8 protein-coding genes and 1 rRNA gene are annotated in these 15,171 nt (G+C 37.5%); 4 read left to right on the top strand and 5 right to left on the bottom strand.

What is annotated here, in order from left to right:
- Positions 1-63: 63 nt before the first annotated feature.
- The 4 genes from EF513_RS02060 to EF513_RS02045 form a co-directional block, all read right to left on the bottom strand.
- Complete coding sequence (locus EF513_RS02060; protein ID WP_125215756.1) at positions 64-2,073, bottom strand: ankyrin repeat domain-containing protein; 2,010 nt, start codon at positions 2,071-2,073, stop codon at positions 64-66.
- A 160-nt stretch (positions 2,074-2,233) separates the two neighbouring features.
- Positions 2,234-2,806 (bottom strand): GTP cyclohydrolase I FolE, encoded by a 573-nt coding sequence (gene folE, locus EF513_RS02055; RefSeq protein WP_125215755.1) that lies wholly within the window; start codon positions 2,804-2,806, stop codon positions 2,234-2,236.
- A complete protein-coding gene (locus EF513_RS02050; protein WP_125215754.1) occupies positions 2,807-4,822 on the bottom strand; it encodes an acetyl-CoA carboxylase biotin carboxylase subunit in 2,016 nt (671 codons plus the stop codon).
- Positions 4,823-4,842: 20 nt separating this feature from the next.
- Complete coding sequence (locus EF513_RS02045; protein WP_125215753.1) at positions 4,843-6,372, bottom strand: acyl-CoA carboxylase subunit beta; 1,530 nt, start codon at positions 6,370-6,372, stop codon at positions 4,843-4,845.
- A 280-nt stretch (positions 6,373-6,652) separates the two neighbouring features.
- Here EF513_RS02045 and EF513_RS02040 point away from each other — a divergent pair, with 280 nt between their 5' ends.
- A complete protein-coding gene (locus EF513_RS02040) occupies positions 6,653-8,359 on the top strand; it encodes a hypothetical protein (RefSeq protein WP_125215752.1) in 1,707 nt (568 codons plus the stop codon).
- A 97-nt stretch (positions 8,360-8,456) separates the two neighbouring features.
- On the opposite strand, the gene EF513_RS02035 is transcribed toward EF513_RS02040, so the two are convergent.
- The gene (locus tag EF513_RS02035; RefSeq protein WP_125215751.1) at positions 8,457-9,185 is read right to left on the bottom strand and encodes a Bax inhibitor-1/YccA family protein; all 729 of its coding nucleotides are present in this window, start codon (positions 9,183-9,185) and stop codon (positions 8,457-8,459) included.
- A 200-nt stretch (positions 9,186-9,385) separates the two neighbouring features.
- On the opposite strand from EF513_RS02035, the gene EF513_RS02030 reads away from it, so the two are divergent.
- The 3 genes from EF513_RS02030 (at position 9,386) to EF513_RS02020 (ending at position 15,091) form a co-directional block, all read left to right on the top strand.
- Positions 9,386-10,390, top strand: coding sequence for a P-loop NTPase (locus EF513_RS02030; RefSeq protein ID WP_125215750.1), 1,005 nt, complete (start codon positions 9,386-9,388; stop codon positions 10,388-10,390).
- A 120-nt stretch (positions 10,391-10,510) separates the two neighbouring features.
- Complete coding sequence (locus EF513_RS02025) at positions 10,511-11,344, top strand: U-box domain-containing protein (RefSeq protein WP_125215749.1); 834 nt, start codon at positions 10,511-10,513, stop codon at positions 11,342-11,344.
- Between the two features lie 986 nt (positions 11,345-12,330).
- Positions 12,331-15,091 (top strand): 23S ribosomal RNA (locus EF513_RS02020).
- The last annotated feature ends 80 nt before the right edge of the window (positions 15,092-15,171 follow it).

The raw sequence follows: 15,171 nt of genomic DNA, 5'->3' as shown, positions 1-15,171 counted from the left end.
AAGCATTAAGCCCTAATTATAGTGAATCTATAATTAGGGCTTAATTTTTTCCGTGAGCTCTTATTATCTATTGTAAGTCATAATTGTTTCTACGGATTTTTTAGTTGCTGCTAGGTCGGTTGCTTTGCTATTAAATGCAGATGTCAAAGCTTCTAAAGCTTTTTTAGGAATAGATGTTACAGTACCTAATACTTTGCTGGTACCTTCAGGAGCAAACCTGCGTCCAACAGCGGTAATCACCATTAAGCCTGCTACTGCTAGTGCTGCATATCCTAAGTATTTGAGAGCATGAAGAGCATTTTCTTTGGTAGCTAAGGCAACAAGCTTGTTTTTTGCTGTTTGTAGAAAACCGAGATCTTTTACAGGGTTATGAGCATGAACCGGATCAGTGCCATTATTAGTTAATAATGGTGGGATGACGTGATTGGTAGTGGCAGTTGGACTGCTTATAAGGGATGTACCAGGTATTATTTCTTGAGCAATTTCATCGGTGATAGGTATGGTAACAGAATTGGTAGTTGAGCTGCTTATAGGTTGCTGGCTAAGAGATATACCCGGTATTGTTTCTGGTTGCATTTCTTGAGCACTTTCATCGGTGATAGATATGGTAACAGGAGTTACTAGCGGCTGTTGAGCAGAAGATGCACCTGTATCCTCTCTTATTTTTAGCTGGTCTCCTTGAGCTATTCTTTTTATTTCTTGTATAAGCTGCTCTGCTTGATTTAAAGCTTTTAAGGCTTCTAAATGCTGTTGGCCTTCAAGCCGCTCATTTGGGTGTACTTTTATATCATTAACCCATGTTAAAAGCTTTTGTTTAGCTTCTGAGGTGAGAATAAGCTTTGGGTGAGATAATAGCATTTTAATTAATTGAGTGAGATGTAATAACTGCTTTGGCTCAAGTAAGTAAGGTTCAACTCTATTTGTATAACTCAAGGCTCGTTCTAAAGCTGTTTCGCCCTGCGGGTTTGTAGCATTAACATCAGCTCCTTTGCCTATAAGTAACGCGGCAATATCAAAGCGTTTGTGGAACATAGCAAAAATGAAAGAAGTATTACAAAAGGCGATGTTTTTAAAATTAATATTAGCATTTTTCTCTTCAATTAAAAATCGAGCTATATCCGTCTTTCCATAACTAAGGACAGTTAGTAATAGATTGTTAACATCAATATATGCTCCATGGGAGAAAAGCTTTTTAAATGTGTTAACATCTCCAAATTTTGCTGCTATAGGAAGAGCAATAATATCATTATTATATATACTTCTGGCGTTAACATTTGCTCCGTGTGCTAAGAGGTTATCTAATATTTCGCCCTTAGAGGTATATATAGCCATGCTTAATGCGTTTTCATAATTAGTTATTAAATTAAGGTTTGCACCCTGTGCTAGCAATTTGTTAAATTGATTAATAAAGTTTTCCTGGTTAGTATTATGGTGTATTGATCTTATTAACTTGCTTAAAGCTACGTTAGCATTAATCAACCTTTCATGGTATGGATTCTGCCGATCAGTTAAATCAGTTAGTTCTAAGCCATATAGGGTACATAAATCATATAAATGCTGTAATGGTTTTCTTTGTGGTGAGGGGATTTGAATAATCCCATTTTGCACAATAGGAGATGAATTATTACAGAAGTTAGCTACTAACTGTCTTATAAAATCAGTAAGACTTTTTAGCTGTTCGGCTATTTCGTTATCTTCCAGATCTTCTACATCCTGGTCATCTTCTGCTTCAAGATTATGTTGTTGATTATATTTGGTTTGATCAATTTGTTGTAGAAGCTGAGCAAAAAATTCATTTTCTAATAGAGCGCTAAGCATCTCTATTCTATCTTCATCATGGAAATGGAGTAGGGTCTCTTGCTCTTCTAATAAATACTCAAGTAAACTACAAGGAGAGTTATGCTCATCATGATTCCAGATGACATTGGTTAGTAATTCTTCTTTGCTTAAATTTTTAATGATCTGAAGTGTCGGTAATTTATTTTGGTTATTATCAAGGTTTTGAATAAAAGCTTTAATGAGCTGAATATTTGCTGAGTTATCTAAAACACTAGCAGAAGATGAGCTGGACATGAATTGCTACCTATATAATTTAATGTTATATTAACAAGAGTTAACAAGATGTAAATAAATGTTTGTATGGTTAGTGGATTAGTAATATCAAGTGATCTTTTTAACTATGGATAAAAGGCGTCAGATTGAAAATAAAGCTATAATTAAGCTGAAGATGAATCTATTTTGAATGCAACATCATATTCATAAGCCTGCTTAAATAATCCTGGCTTTTAAAGCATCCGGTATAGTGAGAAGTTTGCATGCTTACACCATCCTTATTAGTGCCGCGTTGGCTCATGCATTGATGAGTGGCAGTAATCATAACAGCCACGCCTTTAGGTTTTAGTATTTTTTCAATTGTTTCTGCAATTTGTACAGTCATCCGTTCTTGAATTTGTAATCTCATGGCAAAGCAATCAACAATCCGTGCAAGCTTGCTAATTCCCACTACTTTTTGGTTGGGTAAATAAGCAATATTGGCAGTACCTATTATAGGTAACATATGATGTTCACAGAATGATTTAAAGCTAATATCTTTTAGCAAAATAATATCATTATAGTTTTCAGTTTCCTCAAAAGTACGTGATAAAATTTGCTCAGGATCTTTGTGATAACCTGCGAATAACTCTTTATAGCTATTGATTACTCTTTTAGGAGTATCAATTAATCCTTCGCGTTCTGGATCTTCACCAATCCATTTGAGTAAAGTTCTTATAGCCTGTAAAGCATCTTCTTCTTTGATTATACTCATTTAAAGCTGATCAAATTCCATAATTAATTGACCTGTGGTAAGTGCATCTCCGCCTTTAACATGAATAGCGCTAACCTTTGCGGGGTATTCAGCACAAATCACATTTTCCATTTTCATAGCTTCAATAATCACTAGTTCTTGTCCAGGTTTAACCTCTTCGCCTACTTCTACTTTTAAGGTTACAATACTGCCAGCAATAGGAGAGTTAAGTTCAGTTAAGAAAGAAATCTCATCGTTAATAGGTAGATATTGTTCAAGCTCAGCAATTCTTGGCGAACGTACAGAGGCTTTAACAGTTCTTCCTCCATAAGTTAGATAATATCCGCCTGGGTTTTGTACCACTATAACTGATACAGCTTTGCCATCAACAAATCCTCTAAATAGCTTAGTACCTAAAATCCACTCACTTTCTACGTCAATTCTGGTCTTAGAAGAACGTATATGGTAGCCGTCTTCAATTGGTTTAGTAATTACAGGAAATTGTTGATCATCAATATTAACAATCCATCTGTTACCAATTTGCCTTTCGAAACCTGGAAGCTGTCCAGTGGTAGAGGCTGCACGACGTGCATCAGTCAAATAAACGTGAATCGCGACAGAGAGTAAAATTCTGCTGGTTTCAGAAGTGATGATAGCGCCGGTAAAACCTTTGGAATATTCTTCTTCAATAAAGTTAGTTGAGATATCACCAGCCATAAATCTTGGATGAGCCATAATAGCTTGTAAGAAGCCAATATTATGAGAGATGCCCTCTATTAAAGATTCACCAAGTGCATACTGCATTATTTCAACTGCTTGCTGGCGGGTTTCTCCATAAGTACATAGTTTGGCAATCATAGGGTCGTAGAACATGCTAACTTCGCCACCCTCATAAACGCCACTATCAACTCTAATACCATTGCCTTGTTCTGGCATTTGATATTTAGATATTCTACCACTTGAAGGTAAAAATCCTCTGCTTGGATCTTCGGCGTAAATTCTGGATTCAATTGCCCAGCCATTAAGTTGTACATCTTCTTGAGTGATAGTTAATTTTTCACCTGCGGCCACGCGAATCATTTGTTCAACTAAATCAATTCCGGTAACAAGCTCTGTTACGCAATGCTCTACCTGTAACCTAGTATTCATTTCTAAAAAGTAGAAGTTTCGATCTTTATCCACAATGAATTCAACGGTTCCGGCTGAATAATAGCCAACCTTCTCAGCAAGAGATCTGACCTGACGGTACATTTCTTGCCTGGTTTCTTCATCAATAAATGGGCTGGGAGCTTCTTCAATAACTTTTTGGTGATGTCTTTGAATGGAACATTCGCGTTCGCCTAAACAGAGTGTATTACCAAATTTATCGGCTAATACTTGAATTTCTATATGTCTTGGGTTTTCAATAAATTTTTCAATAAATACGCGATCATCACTAAAGCTATTTTTAGCTTCATTGGTAGCCGATCTAAAAGCTTCAACTACCCCTTCGGCTTCATAAATCACCCTCATGCCGCGTCCGCCACCGCCTGCGGCAGCTTTAATAATAATAGGGAAGCCAATCTTTTTAGCGATTTCTACTGCTTCTTGAGCATCCTTGATAATTCCCATATAGCCGGGGACGGTGCTTACACCAGCTGCTTCAGCAATTTTTTTAGCTTCGATTTTATCACCCATAAGTTCAATTGCTTTTGGGCTTGGACCGATTAAATGTACGCGTTCTCTTTTTAAGGCTTTAGCAAATTGAGGATTTTCTGATAAAAAACCATAACCTGGATGTACCGCTTGTGCACCTGATGTGCGGATAGCATGCATTATTTTCTTAATAGAAAGATAGCTAAGTGGTGCAGGTGAGGGTCCAATATCATATGCTTCATCTGCAAGTTTAGTATGCAAAGAATTCATGTCAGCATCAGAGTAAACTGCAACCGATTTGATGCCCATTTTACGTAATGTTTTGATAATTCTTACCGCAATTTCACCGCGATTGGCTATTAAAACCTTATCAAATAATGGTGTACTAGGAGTGTTTGACATATTAAATGTGCCTCAACAGATTATAATGGTAGGTTGTCGTGTTTGCGCCAAGGTCTATCTTCATTTTTTGAACTAAGCAATGTAAGTGACCTGAAAATTATAAAGCGAGTATTTTGGGGTTCAATAACATCGTCAATAAATCCTCTACTTGCAGCCGCAAAAGGACTAGTAAATTGTTCTTGATATTCTTGGACTTTTTGTTGTCTTTCCTCAGGAGGTAAATTGCGATATAAAACTTCTACTGCCCCTTGAGCTCCCATTACTGCAATTTCAGCATTAGCCCATGCATAATTAAAATCACCGCGTAAATGTTTTGAATTCATTACGATGTAAGCACCACCGTAAGCCTTTCTGGTAATAATAGTAATTTTAGGGACTGTAGCCTCAGCGTAAGCATATAGCAGCTTGGCGCCATGTTTGATAATACCGTTATGCTCTTGATTAATGCCTGGTAGAAACCCTGGTACGTCTACAAAAGTTACAATAGGAATGTTAAATGCATCGCAAAATCTAATAAATCTAGCTGCTTTTCTTGAGGCGTTAATGTCTAAGCATCCTGCTAAATACATTGGCTGGTTTGCTACAAAACCTACAGTTTTGCCAGCTATCCTACCGAACCCAATGATAACGTTTTTAGCGTAATCTGGTTGGATTTCAAAGAAATCACCTTCGTCAATGACAGCTAAAATTAATTCTTTTATGTCATAAGGTTTATTAGGATTGTTAGGAACAAGAGTTCTTAAAGACATTTCCATTCTATCCGCAGAGTCTTGTGTTGGACGGCTTGGAATCTCACTGCGATTAGATAAAGGCAAGAAGTTAACTAACCTTCTAACTTGTAGTAACGCTTCGATATCATTATCATAAGCATTATCTGCTACACCAGTTTTTTGGGTGTGGATATCAGCACCACCCAATTTCTCTTGTGATACTATTTCATTAGTTACCGTTTTAATAACATCCGGACCAGTTACAAACATATAAGAAGAGTTTCTAACCATAAAAGTAAAATCTGTTAGAGCCGGTGAATATACCGCTCCACCAGCACAAGGTCCCATAATTACTGAGATTTGTGGTACTACTCCTGAAGCTATAACATTGCGTTGAAAAATTTCACCAAACCCGCCTAGAGAATCGACCCCTTCTTGAATTCGAGCGCCTCCAGAGTCATTAAGTCCTATAATTGGAGCACCAAGTTTGGTTGCCATATCCATGATTTGGCAAACTTTTTTTGCGTTGGTTTCGCTGAGAGAACCGCCAAGTACTGTGAAGTCTTGGCTATATACGAATACCAGACGTCCATTAATGGTACCATGTCCAGTAACGCAACCATCTCCTGGAATTTTATTCTCATGCATCCCAAAATTGGTACAACGGTGCTCCACAAACATCCCGCTTTCAACAAAAGAACCAGGGTCAAGCAAGACTTCTATTCTTTCTCGAGCTGAAAGTTTTCCTTTTTTATGTTGAGCTTCAATTCTCTGTGTACCGCCACCTATAATCGCAGATTGACGTCTTTGTTCAATTTGTAAATAAATACCTTCTTTCATGAACACCTTGCATAAACGCACTAATTTTAATTTCTGTAACAATATATAGATCTTCTTTAATGTCAAATTTTTGCTGATAAATACTTAAGTAAATTAGGTTGTGTAAACTAATTGCTTAGCTGATGGGAATAAATTAACTGTCGCGTTAAACAAATCTATTTTTACTCAAATGCTTGCATTTTCTTAAAAATTCATTGAATTACCTAATAAGAGTAACTAATTTTAAATTATACTTTTTAATGAGTATAGCATGAGTACTAAAATAAAATGGGAGGTTTAAATGGTGAATGTTTTTAATCAATTTGCACAATTTGAGACTGACGCAATTAATTTAAGCGTAAGTAAATATACCAATATAGAAAATGTTAAAGCGAATTCACAATTAGTTACCGATTACTTATTAGATTTATATTACAATAAGCTTGATGGTGCCAAGGGTGGTTATCCAGACATTCGTGATATTAATGTAGTAAAAGAGTTCTTTGGTGGCGCCAGATCAACAGATGCTCAGAAGATGTCTATTGAAGTTGCTACTGCAGATTATCTATCAAAATATTTAAAAGTAATGGACAATTATGCTGATACAGGGGAGGTTGCGTATGTAGTCAGTAAGCATAATGATGAAACTGGTGTTGGGCATCGTAAATTGGTTATAGAATTTTTACCAAAAGATGTGGTGCTTGAAAAAGCTACTATTGATGCTGCTGCTTTGCCTCATATTATGAGAGGACAAGATTGTTTATTAGTGCCTAATATAGCAACACCTGTATCGTTTGCTCAAATTAATCGCTTTAATGGTGGTCTGGTTAAATACTTCATAGATGATATGGGTTATCAAGATGAGAATATAGCTTTAATTGGTACTTCATTTGGGGCTGGCGAAGCAGTTGGTGCTTTGGATTATTTAAATAAGAATTCTAGCTGGGATAAGGTAGGTTATTTAGAATTAATTCAGGGCTATAGTAAAGTTTCTGATGTGCTATATTCTAAAACTTTTCCGGGCTTTGCAATTAAAACGGAAACAGGAAATCTCGCTGCTGATAGAATGCATTACGGAAAGGCTGAAGAGATGTTAGATGTGCTTAATAATGCATTTAAATTACTTAATGTGAATAATGCTACTGGGCTTTTGAATTTACAGGGTCTTACTGCCCTTAAAGCTTCAGCGCATACTGCTACTTCACCTGTTGATAGTAGCATAGGAGCAATTTTAAATTTTGCCACATTTAAATCCATGCTGCCAACTGCGCGAAACTTTGATGAAGTAATGGATTTATTTAAGCTGCATGATTCCGGCGTGGATATTACTCCGCGAGCTAATATTCTTGTGCTGCAACAATATATGAATGCTCATATAGCAGCACCTAAGGCATTTTTTGATCAATTGGCTCCTTTAATGGTTAAAGCAGCGCAAATTGCTGAGGGTGCTAATTTACAAGTTATTCTGCAAGATTTGCCACGAGTAATTATTGCTGATAAGCTTGAATCATTAGGTTTTGAGTTTGATGTTGATGCTAAGTTGGAATCGGGCATGCCTGCTGATGCAATTCAAATTATTAATGTATTGAATGATCCTATACTGAATGGCGCAAGTTTGTTAAAGCATATTGATACTGAAAAAATCGAAAATATATATTCAAAACCTTTCATTGGTGATGCCCAATTAGCAAGTGTGGCTCCTAATGAACATGCGTATATGTATTCTCAATCTGCCAATACGGCAGGCTACATTGATTGGTTAAAAACTGCTGATCGTACATTGTTGCAAAAGATTTTTGGAGTGGATAATGTATTAAATGATGAAGCATTTAATATCACTGAAGGTCGGCATTTTGAAGATGGAACTAAGAAATATGCCGCTGCTGCTATAGTAAAAGATAGCGATAGTACATTACCATCACTTGTGCATGAGACAGGGAAGATTGATATTGATCAACCAATTGTATTAGATAATCACAATCCAGCAGTTGATTATGTTAATCCTTAATTGTAAGTATTTTGGTAAAGCGGGTTAGTATTTGCCTAATAAAAAAGCCGGCTTTACAGCCGGCTTTTTTATGCACTATTTATGGTGTATTATTAGCTTATTGATTTCTTCTATCGCCTAAGAGTTGAAGAAGAGATACAAATAAGTTAATAAAACTGATATATAAGGATAAAGCGCTTAGTAATGAAATTTTACCCATGGTTTCATTTTCACTTGATAACATGTAGTACATATTTTTAAGCTTTTGAGTTTCAAAAGCAATTAAGCCAGTAAAAACTAAAACCCCAATAATTGAAGTGACAAACATAAGTCCATTACTTTTTAAGAAGATGTTAACTAGTGAAGCAATTACTAGTCCTAGTAAGCCCATAATTAAAAATGATGCAAATTGAGTTAGATCACGTTTTGTCGTATATCCAAATATACTAACTGCTCCAAAGGTTGCTGCAGTTATAAAAAATACGCGAGCAATGCTTTCGCCGGTATAAACCATAAAGAGAGTGCTTAAAGAAAGCCCCATTACTGCCGAGTAAGCTATATATACCATTTGTGCAGTAGCCAGAGACATTCTATTAATACCAAATTGCAATGCTAAAACAAAGCCAAGTGGTGCAAATGAAATTAGCATTCCGAAGCCAGTCATACCTTGAGGAGATATAATTGAGCGAATAAAGCTTTCTGATCCTGCAGCAAACATCGCCACAAGTCCTGTAATTAGTAGTGCTAGACCCATATAATTATATGTTTGTAGCATAAAACTTCTCAAACCTTGATCGTAAGTCGATTTTGTTTGGTAAGCATATTGTTGGTTGTTGTTCAAATTCATTTTCCAAACCTCTTTTGTTATTAATATCAATTATAGTAATTAAATTAATAAATTCAAGCTACAGCTGATATAAAGCATTGTCTTTTTATTATAATTGAAATGCTTAGATGATAAGAGGCAATTGTGATAGTTAGAAAAGGTTTGTAGGTTGTTGCCAAAAATGATATTTAAAATTTAAAAATATTACTAAATTTAAGTAAATGAAAAACCCCACAATAAATCAGATATTAGATCAGTATATAATTATAAATGAGTCCGTGTTATCTAAGCTGCCATTTTTCCAAGAGATGGTGATAATTAATGCAAAACTTACGGTTATATTAAAAAAGCATGACATGCTTGATGAAAGGTTGGTCGATAGCATTAACAGTATATTGGTTGATTTAATAGCGATTAATAAATTGCCCGGGATCATAGAAGCTAAGGTTTTGGTAGTGGAAGAAAAAACAGAAGCAAGAGAACGATCGCAGACATCCCAAGCTGCTAATAAGCCTAAGCTTCCAGTAGCTAACGTAAAAAAAATAATTGCAGTGGCTTCGGGCAAAGGGGGGGTGGGAAAATCTACTATAGCTGCGCACCTTGCTTTGGCTGCCAGCAATAAAGGATTAAACGTTGCCTTGGTAGATGCGGATATTTATGGTCCTTCTATACCTCATATTTTTAATATTCATAACTTTCCAGAAATAGAAAATAACTTATTGGTGCCGCATCAGTTTAAAAATCTTAAACTGATGTCGATTGGATTTTTGGTAGATCAAGAAAAGGCAGCCATTTGGAGAGGGCCTATGGTAACTAAGACTCTTTATCAGCTAATTAGAGGGGTTGATTGGGGTAGGGATGGGAAGGAGATAGATTTGATGATAATTGATCTGCCTCCTGGTACAGGTGATATACATTTAAGCCTGTTAGAGAGCTACCCAGTAGAGGGGTTTGTGTATGTTACTACTCCACAAAAATTAAGTATAGCTGATATCTCTAAAGCAATTGCTATGGGAGAAAAAATGAATGTGCCTAATTTAGGGTTGATAGTTAATATGGTTAACTTGTTTGATAAAGAGTATTTGTTGAATATCGCTGTGCAAAAAAAATGGCAAATAATTTATGAAATGGATTTTGATAAAGATATAGCAGAGCAGCTAATTAATAAAAATCTTATAGAAAATTTACAAGCTGTAATAGTCCCTCTGTTGATAAAAATTGATTAATATTTAAAAGTTATTTTGCATCTTGTTAAAGATTGTGGTAACCAAAGTATAAATAAATCAAGAGCCTATAAAAGCTTACAGTAGGCTTTTATGTGAATAACTATAAAAAGGTAAGTTGATATGGTAAACATTTTAACTCGTGTTCCTGATGAATTGCTTAGTGGATTTGAGGAGACTTTAACTGCTGAAGAGCGAAAAAAATTTGAAGATAAGGGATATATTTGCCCGATGGTTTTTGAGATTATAAAAGAGCCCGTTAGGTTGATTTACCAGGGGGGTATTCACTATAAAGCAAATACTTTAAGTAAGAACGTATTTGATAAGGGTCCCATTACCGAGTGGCTGAAACAGAAAATGACTGATCCACTTAATCGTGAATCTGTTAAAGGAGAAAGGGTATATAATTACTCTACTTCAAAATATGAAAATAATTGTTCGCAGTCTATTCAGGCTGATCCTGATGCGGTGCAAGATATCATCCGATTAATTATCGAGGTTAAATGTGCCAGAAGAGGGCTAAACCTTTTTGAAATGATAAGTAGCCTAGAAGTAGAAATAAAAGGCTTACAAAAAGAAGTGAAAGATTTAAAGAAGGCTAGAATCTTACCTTCTTATCAGGAATTTAAGCAATTTTGTGCAGGAATACCAAAGAGTATGGCGAACCTTTTTTCTAAGTTAGGGAAGGGTTGTAAGAGTATTTATACAAATAAAAAACTACGCACTGTCATTAAGGTTGGTTGTATTATAGCTTTAGCTGCGGCTGGGTTGGCAGCAGTAACTATTGTCGGTTACAAAGCTACCATTATCGGTTATAAGGCCAGCACAAAAGTGGTTGATAAAATAGCAGTTATACCCAAAAAAGCTTTAGAAGCTTGTAAAGCGTTACTGAATAGCAAGCAAAGTAGCGTGGGAATAGCAACATCGGTTGCTAAAACATCCTTACTCGCTAAATAATATATTACTTATATTACTTATATTACTTATATAAGTAATATAGGGTAATTAACTATTGCTCTCTTTCTTTAGAATTCTGTTATCTAGCTAAAATAAAAAGCTGTTTTAAGTAATGCTGAACTAACTACAACTCGCAGATTTCTGAATAAAATATTAAAGCTTATTTGTAACCATAAGAATCAACTTAAGGTAGAGCCTTGGAAGTAACCCATTTCAAATTTTTTTAACAATCTACTATATGATTGTAAAATGTAAGTTGCTTATATTAAGAATATCTTTGTGAAAAGTTTAATGGCAAAGCGTGAAGATTTTGAATTATCAACTGATTTTAAGGCGGAAATTAGAAAGATGTGTCAATCATCGCAAGAATGTTATTTTTTAATGGTTATAATAAAATTAAGAATAATCTGTCTTTATTAGCTAGAGTTAAAGTGAAAATTCAAATCTTACGCAGTGCTAATTCAATATAACTATAACTCAGTTGATTAAAAATGGATTGGTAATGTGGTAATATAGATTAGTGATGGAAAATAAACTTGCTCTCACTATTAAAGATTATCTATATTGTCTATGTCTAAAAGCTTCAAATATAACAAACTGTTTTAAAGATACGAATTTATTGTCCAAGCAGTAGAAGTAACATTATCTATATATAAGTAATATATATCTTATAGAACAACTGAAATTACTTAAACAACTAGCGTATATTAGTAATAAGTGACCAACATAGGCAGTAAGACAGGAGAGTGCAGTGTAAAAAGCCAAGCTAAACACATAATTTACGACAAAAATTTGATATAAATGCAAAAAAAATCAAAAAAAATGAAAAATTGTTATTGACTATTTTTGAAGATCCGAATATATACTTCTTCACAACGAAACGAAAAAACAAAACGCTGTTTAAAAAGTGAATATAGATAAATAACTAACTGCAAAATTGCTGAGTCAAGCAGATTTATTCTGCGTGCAATAATAATCTCAAGCGTTAATAAGCATAAAAAGAGCAATTGATGGATGCCTTGGCGTTAGAAGGCGATGAAGGACGTAATACGCTGCGATAAGCTTCGGGGAGGTGCGAATACCCTTTGATCCGAAGATTTCCGAATGGGGAAACCCACCTGTTTTACAGGTATCTTGTAATGAATACATAGTTACAAGAAGCGAACCCGGTGAATTGAAATATCTAAGTAGCCGGAGGAAAGGACATCAACCGAGACTCCGCTAGTAGTGACGAGCGAACGCGGACCAGGCCAGTGGCTTAATTATAACAATCAAAATAATCTGGAAAGGTTAACCAAAGTGGGTGATAGTCCCGTATGAGTAAAAAGTAGTTAAGTCCTTGAGTAGGGCGGGACACGTGAAATCCTGTCTGAACATGGGGGGACCACCCTCCAAGCCTAAGTACTCTCTAACGACCGATAGTGAACTAGTACCGTGAGGGAAAGGTGAAAAGTACCCCGAGTAGGGGAGTGAAATAGTTTCTGAAATCAATTGCTTACAAGCAGTCGGAGCCATAGCATCTTCGGATGTGAGGTGACGGCGTACCTCTTGTATAATGGGTCAGCGAGTTAGTGTACCGTGCGAGCTTAAGGCGATAGCTGTAGGCGTAGCGAAAGCGAGTCTGAATAGGGCGACAAGTACGATGCATTAGACCCGAAACCGGGTGATCTAGCCATGGTCAGGTTGAAGGTGTAGTAACATACACTGGAGGACCGAACCCACTAATGTTGAAAAATTAGGGGATGAACTGTGGCTAGGGGTGAAAGGCCAATCAAACCCGGAAATAGCTGGTTCTCCGCGAAATCTATTTAGGTAGAGCGTCAGATGATTGTCATTGAGGGTAGAGCACTGGATGAGCTAGGGGGGCCCAAAGCCTTACCAAACTCAACTAAACTCCGAATAACAATGAACACAGTCTGGCAGACAGTCCATGGGTGCTAAGGTCCGTGGACGAGAGGGAAACAGCCCTGACCACCATCTAAGGTCCCCAAATAGTGGCTAAGTGTGAAAGGATGTTGGAAAACCAAAACAACTAGGAGGTTGGCTTAGAAGCAGCCATCCTTTAAAGAAAGCGTAACAGCTCACTAGTCTAATTAAGTTTTCCTGCGCCTAAAATGTAACGGGGCTAAAGCCACTTACCGAAGATGTGGATGCTTACTTTAAGTAAGCGTGGTAGCGGAGCGTTCTGTAGGTCTGTGAAGGCAAATCGTGAGGTTTGCTGGAGATATCAGAAGTGAGAATGCTGACATGAGTAGCGATAAAAAGTGTGAAAATCACTTTCGCCGAAAGTCCAAGGGTTCCTGCGTAAAGTTAATCTGCGCAGGGTTAGTCGGCCCCTAAGGCGAGGCTGAAAAGCGTAGTCGATGGGAATCAGGTTAATATTCCTGAACCTGTGGGTAGTGACGAATGATGTAAGTTGTATTCTCTTATTGGATTGAGAATGCGGCGAAGTTGTTCCAGGAAATAGCTCCCACTTATAGACCGTACCCCAAACCGACACAGGTGGACAGGTAGAGTATACCAAGGCGCTTGAGAGAACGATACTGAAGGAACTAGGCAAATTACACCTGTAACTTCGGGAGAAGGGTGGCCTTTGTTTGGGCAACCAGATGAAGGTGGCACAGAGCAGGGGGTGGCGACTGTTTATTAAAAACACAGGGCTATGCAAACTCAAAAGAGGACGTATATGGCCTGACGCCTGCCCAGTGCTGGAAGGTTAAGAGGAGGTGTGCAAGCATCGAATTGAAGCCCCAGTGAACGGCGGCCGTAACTATGACGGTCCTAAGGTAGCGAAATTCCTTGTCGGGTAAGTTCCGACCCGCATGAATGGCGTAACGACTTCCCCGCTGTCTCCAGTATCGACTCAGCGAAATTGAATTCTCCGTGAAGATGCGGAGTACCCGCGGTTAGACGGAAAGACCCCGTGCACCTTTACTACAGCTTTGCATTGGTATTAGGAGTTGGATGTGTAGGATAGGTGGGAGGCTATGAAGCGAAGGCGCCAGCTTTCGTGGAGCCAACCTTGAAATACCACCCTTTCACCTCTTGATATCTAACCTAGCTCCTTGAATCAGGAGCAGGGACCATGCATGGTGGGTAGTTTGACTGGGGCGGTCGCCTCCCAAAAGGTAACGGAGGCGTGCGAAGGTAGGCTCAGGCTGGTCGGAAATCAGCTATTAGAGTGCAATGGCATAAGCCTGCCTAACTGCGAGACTGACAAGTCAAGCAGATACGAAAGTAGGTCATAGTGATCCGGTGGTTCTGCGTGGAAGGGCCATCGCTCAACGGATAAAAGGTACGCCGGGGATAACAGGCTGATGAATCCCAAGAGTCCATATCGACGGATTCGTTTGGCACCTCGATGTCGGCTCATCACATCCTGGGGCTGAAGAAGGTCCCAAGGGTTCGGCTGTTCGCCGATTAAAGTGGTACGTGAGCTGGGTTTAGAACGTCGCGAGACAGTTCGGTTCCTATCTTCCGTGGGTGTAAGAAATTTGAGAGGATCTGTCCTTAGTACGAGAGGACCGGGATGGACGTACCTCTAGTGGGCCAGTTGTCGCGCCAGCGGCATAGCTGGGTAGCCACGTACGGACGGGATAAACGCTGAAAGCATCTAAGCGTGAAACCCACCTCAAAACAAGATTTCTCCATTAAAGTCGTGGAAGACCACCACGTTGATAGGCCAGGTGTGTAAGCATGGTAACATGTTTAGCTTACTGGTACTAATAACTTGATTGGCTTATTACACTTAAAGAGTTATTGCGCGCAGTGTTATTTTGCTTGACAAAAGCAAGCTAGTTATTTATCTATAATTTGCTAATTAAAAA

Origin of the sequence: Rickettsiales endosymbiont of Stachyamoeba lipophora (assembly GCF_003932735.1) — a bacterium.
Lineage (GTDB): Bacteria > Pseudomonadota > Alphaproteobacteria > Rickettsiales > 33-17 > RICK01.
Note: the sequence above shows the minus strand (reverse complement) of the source record. Positions and strands in the feature narration are given on the sequence as shown.